The sequence below is a fragment of the Streptomyces sp. NPDC006733 genome (assembly GCF_040636125.1).
Lineage (GTDB): Bacteria > Actinomycetota > Actinomycetes > Streptomycetales > Streptomycetaceae > Actinacidiphila.
The window spans coordinates 120,671-138,115 of record NZ_JBEYJD010000025.1 but is presented as its reverse complement, the minus strand read 5'-3'; the positions used below and the strand labels follow the sequence as shown (position 1 = coordinate 138,115).

11 protein-coding genes are annotated in these 17,445 nt (G+C 71.3%); 8 read left to right on the top strand and 3 right to left on the bottom strand.

What is annotated here, in order from left to right:
- Positions 1-438 precede the first annotated feature (438 nt).
- From ABZ721_RS22880 to ABZ721_RS22865, 4 genes are all read left to right on the top strand, one after another.
- Positions 439-1,749, top strand: coding sequence for an extracellular solute-binding protein (locus ABZ721_RS22880; protein WP_358790514.1), 1,311 nt, complete (start codon positions 439-441; stop codon positions 1,747-1,749).
- A gap of 145 nt (positions 1,750-1,894) precedes the next feature.
- Positions 1,895-2,860, top strand: coding sequence for a sugar ABC transporter permease (locus tag ABZ721_RS22875; RefSeq protein WP_358790513.1), 966 nt, complete (start codon positions 1,895-1,897; stop codon positions 2,858-2,860).
- Positions 2,857-3,783, top strand: a complete 927-nt coding sequence (locus tag ABZ721_RS22870; RefSeq protein ID WP_358790512.1) for a carbohydrate ABC transporter permease — start codon at positions 2,857-2,859, stop codon at positions 3,781-3,783. The genes ABZ721_RS22875 and ABZ721_RS22870 overlap by 4 nt, the downstream gene beginning before the upstream one ends.
- Before the next feature lie 103 nt (positions 3,784-3,886).
- A complete protein-coding gene (locus tag ABZ721_RS22865) occupies positions 3,887-5,302 on the top strand; it encodes a GH1 family beta-glucosidase (protein ID WP_358790511.1) in 1,416 nt (471 codons plus the stop codon).
- A 6-nt stretch (positions 5,303-5,308) separates the two neighbouring features.
- Here the strand turns inward: ABZ721_RS22865 and ABZ721_RS22860 are convergent, their stop codons facing one another.
- A complete protein-coding gene (locus ABZ721_RS22860; RefSeq protein WP_358790510.1) occupies positions 5,309-6,571 on the bottom strand; it encodes a phosphodiester glycosidase family protein in 1,263 nt (420 codons plus the stop codon).
- Positions 6,572-6,777: 206 nt separating this feature from the next.
- Between ABZ721_RS22860 and ABZ721_RS22855 the strand changes: the two genes are divergently transcribed.
- Complete coding sequence (locus ABZ721_RS22855; RefSeq protein ID WP_358790509.1) at positions 6,778-7,569, top strand: DUF6227 family protein; 792 nt, start codon at positions 6,778-6,780, stop codon at positions 7,567-7,569.
- A gap of 21 nt (positions 7,570-7,590) precedes the next feature.
- Here ABZ721_RS22855 and ABZ721_RS22850 read toward each other — a convergent pair whose 3' ends face one another.
- Complete coding sequence (locus tag ABZ721_RS22850; protein WP_358790508.1) at positions 7,591-8,091, bottom strand: cupin domain-containing protein; 501 nt, start codon at positions 8,089-8,091, stop codon at positions 7,591-7,593.
- Positions 8,092-8,248: 157 nt separating this feature from the next.
- Complete coding sequence (locus ABZ721_RS22845) at positions 8,249-12,208, bottom strand: discoidin domain-containing protein (RefSeq protein WP_358790521.1); 3,960 nt, start codon at positions 12,206-12,208, stop codon at positions 8,249-8,251.
- Between the two features lie 394 nt (positions 12,209-12,602).
- Here ABZ721_RS22845 and ABZ721_RS22840 point away from each other — a divergent pair, with 394 nt between their 5' ends.
- From ABZ721_RS22840 to ABZ721_RS22830, 3 genes are all read left to right on the top strand, one after another.
- Positions 12,603-14,288, top strand: coding sequence for a discoidin domain-containing protein (locus tag ABZ721_RS22840; protein ID WP_358790507.1), 1,686 nt, complete (start codon positions 12,603-12,605; stop codon positions 14,286-14,288).
- Positions 14,289-14,405: 117 nt separating this feature from the next.
- The gene (locus tag ABZ721_RS22835; protein ID WP_358790506.1) at positions 14,406-15,314 is read left to right on the top strand and encodes a LysR family transcriptional regulator; all 909 of its coding nucleotides are present in this window, start codon (positions 14,406-14,408) and stop codon (positions 15,312-15,314) included.
- Positions 15,315-15,421: 107 nt separating this feature from the next.
- Positions 15,422-17,443, top strand: a complete 2,022-nt coding sequence (locus ABZ721_RS22830; protein WP_358790505.1) for an NADPH-dependent 2,4-dienoyl-CoA reductase — start codon at positions 15,422-15,424, stop codon at positions 17,441-17,443.
- The last annotated feature ends 2 nt before the right edge of the window (positions 17,444-17,445 follow it).

The window sequence follows — 17,445 nt, the reverse complement described above, 5'->3', positions numbered from 1 at the left end:
GGCCGGATCGTCCGACCAGTCCACGATATCGATCTTCTCACCCTGCAGCTCCGCCGCAGCGGGCAAGAGATGGACGGGGTTCCCGTCCGGAACGCGGAAGCGGTTCAGTTGCTGAACGCTCACCGCGCCCGGCGGACGCCGCCGGGCGCGGTGACGTTGCCGTAGCTGGTGGAGAGCGCTCTCCGCCGCGCCTCCTCGCCGACGCCGCGACCGGCCCGGCAATGCCCCGCCATCGCCGTCCCCTTCACCGCGCCGACCGCCGCGTGCGACGCGTCCGGCGCGACCCCCCCGGTGACGCGCCGGACGCGCCCGCCGAGTCGCCGCAGGCCATTTCCGCTTCAACTCTTGACGTCGCCCCGATGTCCGGGCACGCTCTCGGCCATCGCTTGAGAGCGCTCTCAAGAACTCACGTCCGTACCGAAGCCATGGGAGGCTTCCATGCCCGTCGCCCGAGCCGCCAGACACCTCGCCATCAGATTCGGGGCGGTCGCACTGGCCGGGGCACTCCTCGCCGCCTGCGGATCCAGCTCTTCGGGGAGCGGTTCCACGGACAGTGCCGACGGGGGCAAGGTCACGCTCACCGTCGACCTCTTCGGCACCTTCGGTTACAAGGAGGCCGGCCTCTACGCCGAGTACCAGAAGCTCCACCCGAACGTGACGATCAAGGAGAGCGCCACCGAGAACGAGGCCGACTACTGGAAGGCGCTGCAGACCCGCCTCGCGGGCGGTGGCGGCCTCGCCGACGTGCAGGGCGTCGAGGTCGGCCGGATCGCCTCGGTGACGCAGCAGCAGGCCGACAAGTTCGAGGACCTGGGCGCGCTCGGCGCCAAGGAGCTGCGGGCGCAGTTCTCGCAGTCCAAGTGGTCGGCCGCCACCGCGCCCGACGGGCGCGTGCTGGGCCTGGGCACCGACACCGGCCCCGAGGCGCTCTGCTACCGCGCGGACCTGTTCAAGGCCGCCGGGCTGCCGACCGACCGGGCCGAGCTGGCCAAGCAGTGGGCGACCTGGGACGGCTACCTCGCGCTGGGCAAGCAGTACGCCGCCAAGGCGCCGGCCAAGAGCCACTGGATGGACAGCATCGCCAGCCTCTACTCGGTGATGGTCGGACAGCAGAAGGAGCGCTACTACGACGCGTCCGGCAAGCTGATCTACGACACCAACCCCGCCGTCAAGGCCGCCTGGAACGCCTCGGTCAAGGCCGCGCAGGACGGGCTGACCGCCAAGCTCGCCCAGTGGGCCCCCGAGTGGAACCAGGCCTTCAGCAGCGGCTCCTTCGCCACCATCGCCTGCCCCGCCTGGATGCTGGGCTACATCAAGGGCCAGGCCGCCGACGCGGGCAAGGGCAAGTGGGACGTCGCGGCGCTGCCGGGCGGCGCGGGGAACTGGGGCGGCTCGTACCTGTCGATCCCCAAGGGCGCCAAGCACACCAAGGACGCCTTCGAGTTCATCAAGTGGATCACCGCCAAGGAGCAGCAGGCCAAGCTCTTCACCCAGCAGGGCAGCTTCCCCTCCAACCTCGGGGCGATCGAGCTGGTGAAGGACGTGAAGGACCCGTACTTCAGCAACGCCCCGATCGGCACCGTCTTCGGCGCGGCGGCCGAGGCGGCGCCCGTCCAGGTGCCGGGGCTGCGCGACAACGACGTGAACACCCAGATCACCAACGCGCTGGGCGAGGTCGAGCGCAAGGGGACCTCGGCCGACGAGGCCTGGAGCCACGCGCAGAAGGGCGTGAAGAACGTCCTCGGCTGACCCCGGCCCCGGTCGGCCGCGCCGGGTCCGGACGCCGCGCTCCCCGCCGCGCCAGGACCCGGCGCACACCCCGCACCACCACTCCCGCACCACCGCCCCCGTTCCCGGTACGTCAGCACCGGTCCCCGATCCGAAGGCCTGGCACATGACCGTGTCCGTCACCACGCCGCCCGCCCGGACGGCACCCCCGCCACGGCCCCGCGCCGAGCGCCGCCCCCGGCTGCTGCTGCGCCGGGTGTCGCCGTACGCCTACATAGCCCCGTTCTTCGCGCTGTTCGCCGCCTTCGGGCTCTTCCCGCTGATCTACACCGCGTACGTGTCGCTGTACCGGGTCGAGCTGCAGACCCCGGACCGCATGGAGTGGCGCGGCCTCGACAACTACACCGCGCTGCTGAGCGACAGCTACTTCTGGACGGCGCTGCGCAACACGTTCAGCATCGGTGTGCTGTCCACCGTGCCGCAGTTGCTGATGGCCCTCGGCCTGGCCCATCTGCTCAACTACAAGCTGCGCGGCCGCACGTTCCTGCGGGTCGCGGTGCTGCTGCCGTACGCGACCTCCGTCGCCGCAGCGACGCTGGTCTTCGCCCAGCTCTTCGGCCGCGACTTCGGCCTGATCAACTGGGCGCTCGGGCTGGTCGGCTTCTCACCGGTGGACTGGCAGTCCGGCACGGTGGCCTCGCAGATCGCCGTCTCCACCATCGTCACCTGGCGCTGGACCGGCTACAACGCGCTCATCTACCTCGCGGGCATGCAGTCCATCCCCGCGGAGCTGTACGAGGCGGCGCAGATCGACGGGGCGTCGCGCTGGAAGCAGTTCCTGCACGTGACGCTGCCGGGACTGCGGCCGACCATCCTGTTCACCGTCGTCGTCTCGACGATCGGCGCGACGCAGCTGTTCGGCGAGCCGCTGCTGTTCGAGGGCAGCACCTCCGGCGGCATCTCGCACCAGTACCAGACGCTGGGCCTCTACATGTACGAGCAGGGCTGGGGCTACTTCCACCTCGGCCGTGCCGCCGCCATCGCCTGGATTATGTTCGTCCTCATCGTGCTGCTCGTCGGCGCCAACGCCGCCGTCGCCCGTCGGCGCACCCGTAAGGAGGCCGGTCGATGACCGCGCTCACCGCGTCCGCGCGCCGGTCCGGCGCCGAGGACGACCAGGACCGCCCGGCCGCCGGCCGGCACGGGAGGGTACGCCGCCGGTCCACCGGCGCCGGCCGCCAGCACCACGCGGGGCGGCTCGCCTACGCGATCCTCATCGTCGCCGCGCTGCTGTCGGCCTTCCCCTTCTACTGGACCATCGTCGCGGCGACCCGGTCCAACGCCGAGCTGGCGCAGAGCCCGCCGTCGCTGCTGCCGGGCCCGAACCTGATGCACAACTTCCAGCAGGTGCTGGACCAGGCGGACATCGGCAAGGCGCTGCTCAACTCCTTCATCGTCTCCGGTTCGGTGACCGTCGGCACCGTGCTCTGCTCCACCCTCGCCGGGTTCGCCTTCGCCAAGCTGCGCTTCCGGGGCCGCAACGCGCTGCTCGCGCTCACCGTCGGCACGATGATGATCCCGCCGCAGCTGGGCGTCATCCCGCTCTTCATGCTGATCGCGAAACTGCACTGGATCAACCAGCTGCAGGCGGTGATCCTGCCCGGGCTCGTCTCGGCGTTCGGGGTGTTCTTCATGCGGCAGTACCTGGTGCAGGCGCTGCCCGACGAGCTCATCGAGGCAGGCCGGGTGGACGGCGCGTCCACCGCGCGGATCTTCTGGAGCATCGTCGTGCCCATCGCCCGGCCCGGCATGGCGGTGCTCGGCATGCTGACGTTCATGGCCTCCTGGAACGAGTTCTTCTGGCCGGTCATCGCCCTGACGTCACAGGAGCCGACCGTGCAGGTCGCGCTGCGCCAGCTGGGCGGCGGCTACGTGCACGACCAGTCGGTGATCATGGCCGGCACGCTGCTGGGCACCCTCCCCGTCCTGCTGGTCTTCGGGCTCCTGGGCCGGCAGATCGTCGGCGGCATCATGCACGGCGCCGTCAAGGGATGAGCCGCCCGGCCGCCGCCGCGCGCGGATCTCCCGGCGCCCACCCCGCGCCACCGCCCCGCGCCACCACTCCGAATCCTCACGACCGTGTTGGGAGCCTTTCCTGATGACCGCCATCGACGCGCGCCCGGAAGCCGCCACCGCACTCACCTTCCCTCCGGGCTTCCGCTGGGGCGCGGCCACCGCCGCCTACCAGATCGAGGGCGCCGCCCGGGAGAACGGGCGCACCCCGTCCATCTGGGACACCTTCAGCCACACCCCCGGCAAGGTCCGCAACGGCGACACCGGTGACATCGCCGCCGACCACTTCCACCGGATGCCCGAGGACGTCGCCCTGATGTCCGAGCTGGGCCTGACGGACTACCGGCTGTCGGTGTCCTGGCCGCGCGTGCAGCCCACCGGGCGCGGTCCCGCCCTGCAGAAGGGCCTGGACTTCTACCGCGCCCTCGTCGACGAGCTGCTGGGCAGGGGCATCCGGCCGGTCCTGACGCTCTACCACTGGGACCTGCCGCAGGAGCTGGAGGACGCGGGCGGCTGGCCGGTGCGCGAGACCGCCGACCGGTTCGCCGACTACGCGGCGATCGTCGCCGGCGCCCTCGGCGACCGGGTGCCGACCTGGACGACCCTCAACGAGCCCTGGTGCAGCGCCTTCCTGGGGTACGCGGAGGGCGTGCACGCGCCGGGCCGCGCCGAGCCCACCGCCGCGCTGCGCGCCGCGCACCACCTCAACCTCGCCCACGGGCGGGCCGTCGGCGTGCTGCGCGACCTGCTGCCGGCGACGGCGGAGGTCTCGCTCACCCTCAACCTCGCCGCGGTCCGGCCGCTGACCCGGTCGGCGGCGGACCTGGACGCGGCGCGCCGCATCGACGCGCTCGCCAACCGGGTCTTCCTCGACCCGGTCTTCCACGGCCGGTACCCGCAGGACCTGATCGACGACACCTCGGCGCTCACCGACTGGCACTTCGTGCGCGACGGCGACCTCGCCGCGATCTCCCGGCCGCTGGACTCGCTGGGCCTGAACTACTACACCCCCACCGTCGTCGCCGCGGGCACCAGCGCGATTCCGTCGGCCTGGCCGGGGGCCGAGCAGCACGCCCGGTTCGTGGCCGCCCCCGGCCCGCGGACCGCGATGGACTGGCCGGTGGACGCCGGCGGGCTGCACGAGATCCTCACCCGGCTGCGGGCCGAGCTGCCCGACGTGCCCCTGCTCATCACGGAGAACGGCGCCGCGTACGACGACTACCGCGACCCGTCGGGCGACGTCCACGACCCCGAGCGGATCTCCTACCTCAGCTCCCACCTGGCCGCCGTCCACCGGGCCATCGCGGAGGGCGCGGACGTGCGCGGCTTCTTCCTGTGGTCGCTGCTGGACAACTTCGAGTGGGCGTACGGGTACAGCAAGCGGTTCGGCATGATCCATGTCGACTTCGCCAGCCAGCAGCGCACCCTGAAGGACAGCGCGCGCTGGTACGCCGGCGTCATCCGCGCCGGCGGGCTGCCGGCCGGGAGCCCGCCGGCGTAGCCGGGCCTACCGGCCGTAGACGGCCACGAAGTCGCGCGTCGCCTGGACGTAGTAGCGGTCCGCCGGGTTCTCGAAGTCGAGGAGGTTGGCGGGCGTGGGGTTGGCGGGGTCACGGCTGCCGTCGTAGGCCATGAAGGACGGCCAGGCGCGGTTCATGTCCAGCGGCATGGCACGGACCGCGCCCGCGCGCTGCATCAGGTCGGCCAGGGTGCGGGCGGTGAGCGCCTGCCCGACGACCATGATGACGTCGCCCGAGGCGGTGACCCCGACACCGGAGCGCTCCACGTACATCCTGCTCTGGTCGGTGACGCCCCACTTGGAGTCGTCGCCGATGTCCGGCACGACGCGGCCGCCGTCGACCATCAGCTCCAGGCACTGCCGGACGCCGACGACGTCCGGTGCCATGGACACGTCCCGGCCCCATACGCCGATCTCGATGGACCCGTCGCGGTGGAAGACCTCGGAGGCGGCGCCGGACCGCAGCTCGCCGGCGGTCCGGCCGTTGAGGTAGAAGCCGCCGTTGGACCCGCCGTCGGTGACCCGGAAGCCGCCGTTCCAGGTCGCGAGGAGCCCGGTCCGGCTGCCGGGGGGAATGGTCGGCGGCACGGAGAAGGTGCCGCCCGGCTCGCGGAAGCCCGGGTGCAGCTGGAAGCGCGCGTGCTTCGCGCTGATCCAGGCGATGGCCGCCTGGTAGGAGGTGTGGGCGCTGTCGGGGCGGACATAGGTCGCCTGCACGATCGGCAGGCCGTGGGCGCTCGCCACCGGCCGCCAGACGCCCTCGCCGGGCAGCCCGGGGCTGACGACGGGCTCCATCGGCGCGCGCAGCGGTACTTCCGACCGGTGGGCGGGGGCAGCGGCCGCCGCGGCGGTGGTGGCCTTCATCCGGTCCAGCGCGTCGGGCGGCAGGGTGCCGCCCACCTGCGGCGGATCCAGCTGGTACTCGAGGTCCTCCAGCTTGTCGACCACGATCCCCATCTTGTGGTCGCGGCTCCACTCGGCGAGCCGCGCCAGCACGCTGTCCTTGCCGGGGTAGGTGAGCGCCTGCCCCACCGACCAGCCCACCGTGCCGACGCACACCAGGGCGACGGCGAGGGAGCCGCGGGTGACGGCCTGTCTGCGGCGCAGCTGGGCGGGCGTCAGATCCCGCCGGTGCTTCCACGGCAGCAGCCGCCTGCGGGGCCCGTTCCCGGCGACGTCGCCACCGGTGGGCTCCCCGTGCTCCGCCGACTCGTGGACGTCTGTGATCTGTCCGCCCGCCCCGTGCGTCATGGCGCTCCTTCTGCCGTGGGTAATTTAATCCGCTTTATCCCCTCTCCTGTCGCCCTAACCGCAAGCACGGGAGAACCACCCGCGCGCCCGCGACGCACCACGTTCGGCCCAGTCAAACGGAACTCGCACAACCCCTGGCACAGAGCGTGCATGGACCACTACTCTGAGCGCCTGAACGGCAGGGACGTGATCATCAAGAGGGCCTCATGACGTACCCCGAACCCACCATGGCGCGAGACGACTTCAACGACCGGAGCCCGTCCGACCACCTCGACGGCCTGCTGGCCCTGGCGGGCCGGCCGGCACCCTTCGACCCCGCGCTGCTCACGCGGCTGCGCACCGCCGTCATGCACCGCACCGAGCTGGTCTCGAACCGCTACAGCAGGGAGCCCGGCCGGGTGCTCGGCCGCCGCACCCTGCGCCATGTCTTCCTGCTGCCGGACGGCACGACCCCGGTCCTGTGGGAACTGGAGCACGACACCGGCCCCCGCGCACAGCTGGTGCACGAGCTCTTCGCGGACGAGCCCGCGCTGCTCGCGGCCGAGCTGGCGGTGGACGTCCGCTTCGGCGACCTGGAACCCAGCGCCGCCCTCGGCGACCTGGGGGAGAACCGGATCGAGCTGCACCTGGCCCCCGCGGCCACGGGCCGCCCCCGCAGGTACCAGGCGGCCGACTCCGCCGACCACGCCGTGCGGCTGCTGCGCCGGGCGGTCAACGCCGACCTCCCTGGTGAAACGATCCGCCTGCGGGTGCTCTCCGCCGTCGGCCACGACATCGCCTTCGCCGGCAGCAACAGCAGGACGATCGGCGGGCGCTGCGCCGGGTGGACCCTGTACGAGCACGCGTTCCTGCTCCCCGGCGGCGAGGAGCTCAGCCTCTGGGAGGTGGACCACTCCATGACCCCGGAGCGGCACCCGGTCTGCGAGGTCTACGACCGCAGGGACACCGCCCGCGACGCGGCCGAGCGACGTCTCGAAGCGCTCGGAGAACCGTTCTGAGCACGGGCTCCGGTACGTGTTCTAGCCGGCGGGCGCGTCCTCGTCGACGAAGAAGCTGTCGTGCCGGACCAGGAAGTCCGCGAACTCCCGGCCGCCGCGCCGCGCCATCTCCGCCACCTGCTCGAAGTACTCCTCGCGCGGTGCGCCGGGGGAGAAGAGCAGCAGCATGGAGGAGGGTTCGGCGGAGTCGTTCCTGAACGCGTGCAGGCCGCCGACCGGGACGTACAGGAAGTCACCGGCGCCCGCGGTGGTCCACTTCTCGCCGTTGTACAGGTCCACGGTGCCGGAGAGCACGAAGAAGGACTCGGAGATCGACTTGTGGAAGTGGGTCCGCGGGCCGGGCGACCGGGGACCCAGGTCCACCTTGTACAGCCCGAACTCGCCTCCGGTGGTGGCGTGGGTCGCGAGGTAGTGGATCCGGTTCCCCCCGGGGGAGGTCAGATCCGCCGCGGTGTCCGCTGGCCGGAACACCGCGTTGATCTCGCCCTGGTCCCCGAGGTGACGCGGCTCCGGGTACGACATGGTCGGCTCCTTCGTGACGGGAGTGGATCACAGCATGCTCACCCGCGGCCCCGACCCATGGGGCGTGATCGCCGCATCCGCCACGCACGACGCGCGTGCCGCCGGGAGTGTCAGGGCTCCCGGCGGCACGCGCGTCCAGTGGTGTGCGACCCGCTCCTTACGGGTTCTGGATGATGGTGAACGTCGAGGTGGTGTTCTTGATGTTCTGGAAGTTGTTGCTCATCCTGAGGTTGTTGAACGTGACCGTGCCGACCGCCGGGCCCTGGCCGGGCTCGGGCAGCTCGTTGGCCCAGATGCCGTAGCCGGACTTGGCGTCGAACGCGTCGCCGCTCTTCTGGGCGCCGGTGATGGAGACGTTGGTGAAGATCGTGTCCTTCACCGGGAACTGCGGCTGCCCGCCGACGTAGTTGGTCTGGAACATGATCCCGCTGTAGGTCGGGTCCACGATGTCGACGTCACTGACGCGGATGCCCTGGAAGATCTTCGAGGCCGAGAAGACCCAGATGGCCGGGAAGACCTGACTGCCCCAGAAGTGCCCGCCGGCCCGCACGATCGAGATGTTCTGCAGGTTGGTCGGGTCGGTGCCGAAGCCGTTCATCGGGTACCCGAAGTCCAGCGAGCTGATCGTGATGCCCGAGTAGACCAGGGTGTCGGCGATGTAGATGTTCCGGAAGGTGTTCGCGAAGCCGCCGTAGACCGCGACACCGGCGGCGCGCCAGGTCAGGATCGACGTCAGGTTCTCGAAGACGTTGTTCTTCTCGTCCGCCCCGCCGGCGTCGATGGCGGAGAAGAGCGCGAAGCTGTCGTCACCGGTGGAGCGCGCCTCGATGTTGTTGAGGTGGTTGTCCGTGGACCCGTTCGTCATGTTGATGCCGTCGGCGAACGTGTCCCGGATGCGGCTGTTGGTGATGGTGATGTTGTCGGTGTTGGCGCCCCAGTAGAGGCACACCGTGTGCTCGTTCCAGACGTTGTCGATGGTGATGTTGGCGACGTTGGAGAAGTCGAAGACCTTGCCGGGGCCGTCGATCCGCGACGTGTAGTTGCCGAAGTAGGCGAAGCCGGAGAACGAGGAGCCGTTCGCGGACGCCTCGGCCCGGAAGCCGTTGTCGGTGTTGGACTGGGTCGAGGGCGCGTTGAAGCGGGTGAACCAGGGACCGGCGCCGACCACCTTCACGGCCTTGCCGTACACCTGGAACTTGCTCGCCGTCTGGTACTCGCCCGGGGGCAGGTAGACGCCGACCAGGGTGCCCGTGGTGTCCATCCGGACCTTGTCGAGCGCGTTCTGCACGTCCTGGTGCGTGACGCCCGCCGGAACCGTGTACTTCGCCGGGTCCGGGTTGGCGATCACGGTCGCCTGCTCGAGGTTGATGAAGTCGATCGCGTACTGCGTGGTGTTGGCCGCGTCCTTCTGCAGCTTGATCTTCGATCCGGCCGGGACGGTCGTCCCGAGCAGGATGTTGGCCTCGTCGTAGATGTGCCGCGGGCCGCCGGCACCGGGCGAGTTGCCGGGACCGGTCTCGTTGCCGTACAGCCAGGCGTACTTCGACGTCAGGTCGATGGGCTTGAGGAAGGTGCCGTTGACGTAGATGTTCAGCGTGGCGTTGATGCCGTCGCCGCCCGCGGCGTCCGGGATGGAGAAGCGGGTGACCAGCGTGTTGGTGCTGGCCTTGGTGGTGAACTCGACCGACGAGCCGGTCGAGTTCAGCGTGACGGCCTTGCGGCCGGACGCCTCGCCCGCCACGTCGCCGACGGTCCGGTTCGGCCCGACGACGGCCGCGCCGCCACCGAGGACGCCGTCCTCGGCCTCGTACATGTCGTACGGCATGTTGGCGCCGCGCCCGACGAACAGCGGCTGGGTGCTGGTGTTGTTGGCCTGCTTGACCGGCAGCTCGTTGGCGTCGTTGGCCAGGACGGTCTTGACGCTGTACTTGCCGTTGCCGGCCGTCCAGGTGCCCAGGCCGACCGGGGCGGCGGTGGCGCCGGCCGCGATCGTGCCGTTGAAGGCGCCGGTCAGGGTCTTGACGACGGAGCCGGACGTGGTGTCCGTGACCGTCAGGGTGATGCCGTGGGCGCCGCTCGCGGAGGCGACCGTGCCCTGGTTCTTGATGGCCACCGAGAACGTCACCGTGTTGCCGGCCGCCGGGTTGCCCGGGGTCCAGCTGACGGGCGACGCGATCAGGTCGGAGCTGGCCACCGGGGTGACGACCAGCGGGCTGGAGGCGCTGAAGCTGTTGTTCGCCTCGTTCTGCTCGATGACGGCGTTGGCCTCGTCGACCTTGGCGCTCAGCGGGTAGGAGCCCGCGGTGCGCGTGCCGATGGTGGCGGAGACCGTCGCCGACGCCCCGGCCGCGAGGGCGGCGACCGGCGCGGTGCCGGCGAGCGTGGTGCCGAGGTAGAGGTTGACGCCGGTCGCGCCGGCGGCCGCGGGGCCGATGTTCTTCACCGTCGCGGAGAGCGTGATCGCGTCGGTCTCGACCGGCGCGGCGGGTGAGGCGGTGAGGGCCGTCACCGTCAGGTCCGGGTTGGGGGCCGGCACGCCGACCACCTGGAACTCGGCCACCTGGCCGCCGCCCGCACCCGAGTTGGACGTGATCTTCAGCTGGACGTCCGCGACCCGACCGGTGACCGGGATCGTCACCGTGTTGCCCGAGGCCGGGTTGAACGTGTAGACGGTCGGCGAGGTCAGGGCGGTGAAGGACGAGGAGCTCTGCTCGCGCCCGAGGACCTGGATGGTCTGGGTCCTGGTCGCCCAGGCCCCGTCCGGGTTGAGCTTGACGACGACCGAGTTCACGTCGGCGTTGGAGCCCAGCGCGACGGTCAGCGTGTTCGGGTAGCTGCCGCCGTTCGCCTCCCAGTAGGTCGCCGTGTTGTTGTCGTTCGCGTTGGCGGCGACGAAGTTCTGCGTGGTGGAGGAGGCGGTGATGGCTTTGCCGACCGCCAGGTTCGAGCCGCCGCCACCGGTGCCCGTGCGGGTGACGGTGTTGCTGTTGCCGGACTCGTTGCCGGCCGCGTCCTTGGCCCTGACGTAGTAGGCCACCGTCGCGGAGTCGGGCTGGCTGTCGGTGTAGGTGAGGACGTTTCCGGCCACACTCGTCCGCAGCGCTCCGCCCGCGTACACGTCGTAGCCGGTGACGCCGACGTTGTCGGTCGAGGCGTTCCAGGTCAGCTTGATCTGGCCGGACGCCGGCTGGGTGTAGGCCAGGCCCGCCGGGGCGGTGGGCGCCTGCGTGTCACCCGTCGTCGGCCCGTAGAGCTCGAACTCCGACAGCTGCGCCGCCGGCCAGGCGGTGTTGGCGGTGACGTTCAGCCGCACGTACCGGGTGTTGATCGTGTTGAAGTTCACCGTCACCGTGTTGCCGGTGGACGGATTGAAGACATAGCCCTTGGAGGCGGCGATGTCGGTGAAGGACGAGCCGTTGGTGCTGCCCTGCACCGACAGCGTCTGGGTCCTGGTCTCCCACCCGGCCGGCAGCTTCAGCACCAGCTGGTTCACCCCGACGGTGGCACCCAGGTCGGCCTGGATCCACTGCGGGAAGGCGTTGTTGTTGCTCTCCCAGTAGCTGGCCTGGTCGCTGTCGTTGGCGTTGCCCGGCACGTAGGGGGCGTTGGCGCTGCTCGCCGTGATGGTCTTGGAGATGGCGAGGTCGACGGTGGACGCCGCCGCCTCGGAGACCTGCAGCTCGGAGAGTTGCGCGGCCTGCTTGGCGGTGTTCGCCGTGACGGCGACCCGGACGAAGCGGGTATTGGCCGCCGGGAACTTGATCTTCACGGCGTTGCCCGAGCCGGGCGCGAAGACGTACTTGGCGGAGCCGACGATCGTCTCGTAGCTCGTGCCGTCCGCGCTGCCCTGCACCGCGAGCGTCTGGGTGCGGCTCGACCAGCCCGCGGGGACCTTCAGGGTGACCTGGTCGACGGTCCTGCTGCTCCCGAGGTCGACCTGGGCCCACTGCGGGAGGGCGCTGCCGCTGCCCTCCCAGTAGGTGGACTGGTCGCCGTCGTTGAGGTTCTTGGCCGTGCTGCCGCTGCTGGAGGCGCTGGCCGAGGCCGTCCTCGCCGCCGCGTCGTGGGGGGCGGGCTCTGCCGCGGCGGCCCGGAGCACCGGTCCGCCGAGGAGCATCAGACTGGTCGCGAGCGAGCCCGCGACCAGCTTGGGTATCCGCTTCGATCTCACTGCGTTCCTCTGTCTCTCGTCCGAAAGTGCCAGGAGTGGGGGGCGAGTGAGGCCACGGCCACGCTCTCGCCGTCGAAGTTGCGGAGAATGGTGAAGAATCAACGTCACTCTGCAATGAATTTGCGTTGAGTTAGCAGAGTGTTACAGACGTGCTACGACGACGTCTACGCCCGTGCAAGATCGACTTGACCGGTCCGAAACCGGCCATGGGTCTGAATTTCTGGTTCCTCCACGGGATTTGCTCTTCCAGCGCGATCTATTGCGCCCTCGTTTCACCGTGGCTACGATCTGCCGCTGACCGGTCAACGGCGCACAACCGTGTACAACGGGAGGAGTCCACATGGGGATCTCACGCCGGGTGTTCATCGGATCGGTGACGGCGGGGGTCGCCCTCGGCGCGCTGCCGGCCACCGGTGCGCTGGGAGGCGCGGCCGTCGCCGCGAGCCCTCCCGGCGACGTGGTCGGGAAGATCACCGTCGGCTACCAGGGCTGGTTCGCCGCCCCCGGCGACGGAGCGCCCATCAACGGCTGGTGGCACTGGAGCCAGAACTGGTCCCAGCCGCCGTCGCCGTCCAACAACGCGATCCGGGCCTGGCCCGACATGCGGGACTACGCCGGCGCCTACCCGACCGCGTACGGCAACCTCGGCAACGGGCAGCCCGCGAAGCTCTTCTCCTCCTACGACCAGCAGACGGTCGACGCCCACTTCCTGTCGATGCGGCAGAACGGCTGCGACACCGCCGCCCTGCAGCGGTTCAACCCCAACGGCGGCGAGGGCGCCACCCGTGACGCGATGGCCGGGAAGGTCAGGACCGCGGCGGAGGTCAACGACCGCAAGTTCTACGTGATGTACGACGTCAGCGGTTGGGCGAACATGCAACCGGAGATCAAGGCGGACTGGACCGCCAAGATGTCGGCGCTGACGTCGTCCCCGGCGTACGCGCGGCAGAACGGCAAACCGGTCGTGGGCGTCTGGGGCTTCGGCTTCGCCGACGACAACCACCCCTGGTCGCCCGCGGCCTGCCTCGACGTCGTCAACTGGTTCAAGAGCCAGGGCTGTTACGTGATGGGCGGCGTGCCGACGTTCTGGCGCACCGGCGTCAACGACTCGCGTCCCGGCTACCTCGACGTCTACCGCGCCTTCCACATGCTCTCGCCGTGGATGGTCGGCAGGATCGGCAACGCGGCGGACTCCGACCACTTCTACGACCTGTGCACCGTCCCGGACCAGGCCGACTGCAACGCCCACGGCATCGACTACCAGCCGTGCGTGCTCCCGGGCGACGTCGGGGGACGCCAGCGGGCGCACGGCGACTTCATGTGGCGGCAGTTCTACAACGTGGTCCGGGCGGGCGCCCAGGGCATCTACATCTCGATGTTCGACGAGTACAACGAGGGCAACCAGATCGCCAGGACGGCCGAGAACGCGTCGGCGATCCCGGTGGGCTCCGGCCTGCTGGGGCTCGACGAGGACGGGACGGCCTGCTCCGCCGACTACTACCTGCGGCTGACGGCCGACGGCGGCCGGATGCTCAAGGGGCAGCTCGCGCTGACCCCGGTACGCCCCACCGTTCCGGTCCTCGGGGGCGGGCCGCCGCCCGCCGACGTGAACCTCGCCCTGCACCGGCCCACGTCGGAGAGCAGCCACACGCAGGGCTACGGCGCCGGCAACGCGGTCGACGGCGACGCCAACAGCTACTGGGAGAGTGCCAACAACGCGTTCCCGCAGTGGCTGCAGGTCGACCTCGGCTCGGCGGTCGCCGTGAAGCGGATCGTGCTCTCGGTGCCGCCGGCCGCCGCCTGGGGGACCAGGACCCAGACACTCTCCGTCCTGGGCGGCACCGACGCCGCGAACCTCGCCACCCTGGCCGGGTCGGCCGGCCGCACCTTCGACCCGGCGACGGGCAACCGCGCCACCATCACCCTCCCGGCCGCCGCGACCGTCCGGTACCTGCGCGTGCACGTCACCGGCAACACGGGGTGGCCCGCGGGGCAGGTCGCGGAGCTCCAGGTCTTCGCCTCCTGAGACCGATCCGCACGCCCGGTTCGGCGCCGGCACGGGCCGGTGCCGAACCGGTGCACCACCGCGTCCCCTGTCCATAAGCCGCGGTGATGCACGTCCGCGCTGCTAGCGTCGCGGGTTATGGAACTGCGCCAGCTGGAATACCTCGTGACCGTCACCGAGGAGGCGAGCTTCACCAAGGCCGCCGCCCGGCTCCATGTGGCGCAGCCCGGCGTGAGCGCCCAGATCCGCCAGCTGGAACGGGAACTGGGCCAGGACCTGCTGGACCGCTCCGGGCGCACCGTGCGGCCCACCGAGGTGGGCGCCGCGGTGCTGCCGTACGCGCGGGCCGCGCTCGCCGCCGTCGCCGGCGCCCGGCAGGCCGTCGAGGAGCTGACGGGGCTGGTCCGCGGGCACGTCGCGGTCGGCACCGTGACCTCGCTCGGGCCGGCCGTCGACCTGGCCGGGCTGCTCGCCGACTTCCACCGCGGCCATCCGGCGGTGGAGATCGGCCTGGTCGAGGACACCTCGGACAACCTGCTCCAGGCGCTGCTCGCCGGGCGGCTCGACGTGGCGGTCGTCAGCCTGGCGGGCGAGCCCCCGCCGGGGATCGGGGTGCGCGTCGTCGTGGACGAGCCGTTCGTCGCCGCCGTGGCCTGCGGCGACCCGCTCGCGGAGCACACCTCGATCACCGTCGGCGCCCTCGCCGGCCTGCCCCTGATGTGCCTGCCGCGCGGCACCGGGCTGCGCACGGCGGTCGACCGCGCCTGCGCCGCCGCGGGCTTCCAGCCGCGGATCGCGTTCGAGGCGGGGGATCCCACCGTGCTCGCGCAGTTCGCGGCCCGGGGCCTGGGGGTCGCGATCCTGCCGGAGTCCCTCGCCCGCTCCTACCCGGGCGAGCTGCAGCCGGTGGCCCTGGCCGGGCCGGGGCTGCGCGGGCGCCTCGCGCTCGCCTGGCGCGCCGAGGGCCCCGCCGGTCCCGCCGCCCGCGCCCTGGTCCGGCGCGCCCGCGCCACGCTGCCGGAACGGACGGGGACGGGCCCCGCCTGAGCCGCTCCAGGAGCCGGTGCGGCCTCGACCTCGCTATGCAACTTGTTGCACAATCGGCTCGGGTCGTCTAGAACTTGCGCTACGAGTCCGCGCGAGGAGGCCCCCTGATGAGCGACTATCCCCACCTGCTGAGCCCTCTCGACCTGGGCTTCACCACCCTGCCCAACCGGGTGCTGATGGGTTCGATGCACGTCGGCCTGGAGGAGGCGCCCCGCGGCTTCGAGCGGATGGCCGAGTTCTACGCCACCCGCGCCCGGGGCGGCGTCGGCCTCATGGTCACCGGCGGGATCGCCCCCAACGACGCGGGGCGCCCGTACGAGGGCGGCGCGAAGCTGACGACGGAGGCCGAGGCCGAGCAGCACACCGCCGTCACCGCGGCCGTGCACCGCGAGGGCGCGAAGATCGCGATGCAGATCCTGCACTTCGGCCGGTACGCGCACCACGCCGACCTCGTCGCGCCCAGCGCCCTCCAGGCGCCCATCAGCGGCTTCACCCCGCACGCGCTGACCGGGGACGAGGTCGAGCAGACCGTCGAGGACTTCGTCCGGGCGGCCGCGCTCGCGCAGTCCGCGGGATACGACGGCGTCGAGATCATGGGTTCCGAGGGATACCTGCTCAACGAGTTCATCGCGGCACCCACCAACCTCCGGCAGGACGCGTGGGGCGGCGAGTACCGCAACCGGATCCGCTTCCCGGTCGAGATCGTGCGGCGGGTCCGCGAGCGCGTCGGACCGGACTTCATCCTCATCTACCGGCTCTCGATGCTCGACCTGATACCGGGCGGATCCACCCTCGACGAGGTGGTCACCCTCGCCCGGGAGATCGAGGCGGCCGGCGCCACGATCATCAACACCGGCATCGGCTGGCACGAGGCCCGGATCCCGACCATCGCGACCTCCGTCCCGCGCGGCGCCTTCACCTGGGTGACGCGGAAGGTGATGGGCTCGGTGTCCATCCCCCTGGTCACCAGCAACCGGATCAACACCCCGGAGCTGGCCGAGCAGCTGCTCGCCGAGGGCCGCGCCGACATGGTGTCGCTGGCCCGGCCGCTGCTCGCCGACCCCGACTTCGTCGCCAAGGCCCGGCGCGGTCAGTCCGCCGCCATCAACACCTGCATCGGGTGCAACCAGGCGTGCCTGGACCACACGTTCAGCGGGAAGATCACGTCCTGTCTCGTCAACCCCCGCGCCTGCAACGAGACCGAGCTGGTCCTGCGGCCCACCCGCCGCCGCAAGCGCGTCGGAGTGGTCGGCGCCGGCCCGGCCGGGCTCGCCTGCGCGGTCTCGGCGGCCGAACGCGGCCACGCGGTCACCCTCTTCGACGCCGCGGCCGAGATCGGCGGGCAGCTCAACATCGCGCGCAGGGTCCCGGGCAAGGAGGAGTTCGACGAGACGCTGCGCTACTACCGCGAGCAGCTGCGGATCCACGGCGTCGACGTCCGGCTGGAGACCGCTGCCACCGTCGACACCCTCACCGCCGAGGGGTTCGACGACATCGTCCTGGCCACCGGCGTCCTCCCGCGCACCCCGGAGATCGAGGGCGTCGACCACCCGAAGGTCCTCAGCTACCTGGACGTGCTCCGCGACGGAGCCCACGTGGGGAACTCCGTCGCGATCCTCGGCGCCGGCGGCATCGGCTTCGACGTGGCGGAGTTCCTCAGCGACGGGGGCGAAGCGGCGAGCCTCGACCCCGAGGCGTTCTTCCGCCAGTGGGGCATCGACCCCGGCTACGGCACGCGCGGCGGGGTGCGGAGGCCCGAGCGGGCCGCCTCGCCCCGCAGCCTGCACCTGCTGCAGCGCAAGGAGAGCAAGGTCGGCGCGGGGCTGGGCAAGACCACCGGCTGGATCCACCGCACCGAACTGCGGCACCGCGGGGTCACGATGGTCGCCGGCGCGACCTACCACCGCATCGACGACGCCGGCCTGCACGTGACGGTCGACGGCCGGCGCGAGGTCCTCGCCGTCGACACCGTCGTGCTCTGCACCGGGCAGGAGCCGCGCCGCGACCTGTACGAGGCGCTGCGCGCGGCGGGGCACCCGGCGCACCTCATCGGCGGCGCCGACGTCGCCGCCGAACTCGACGCCAAGCGCGCCATCCGGCAGGGCACCGAGCTGGCGGCGGCGCTCTGACG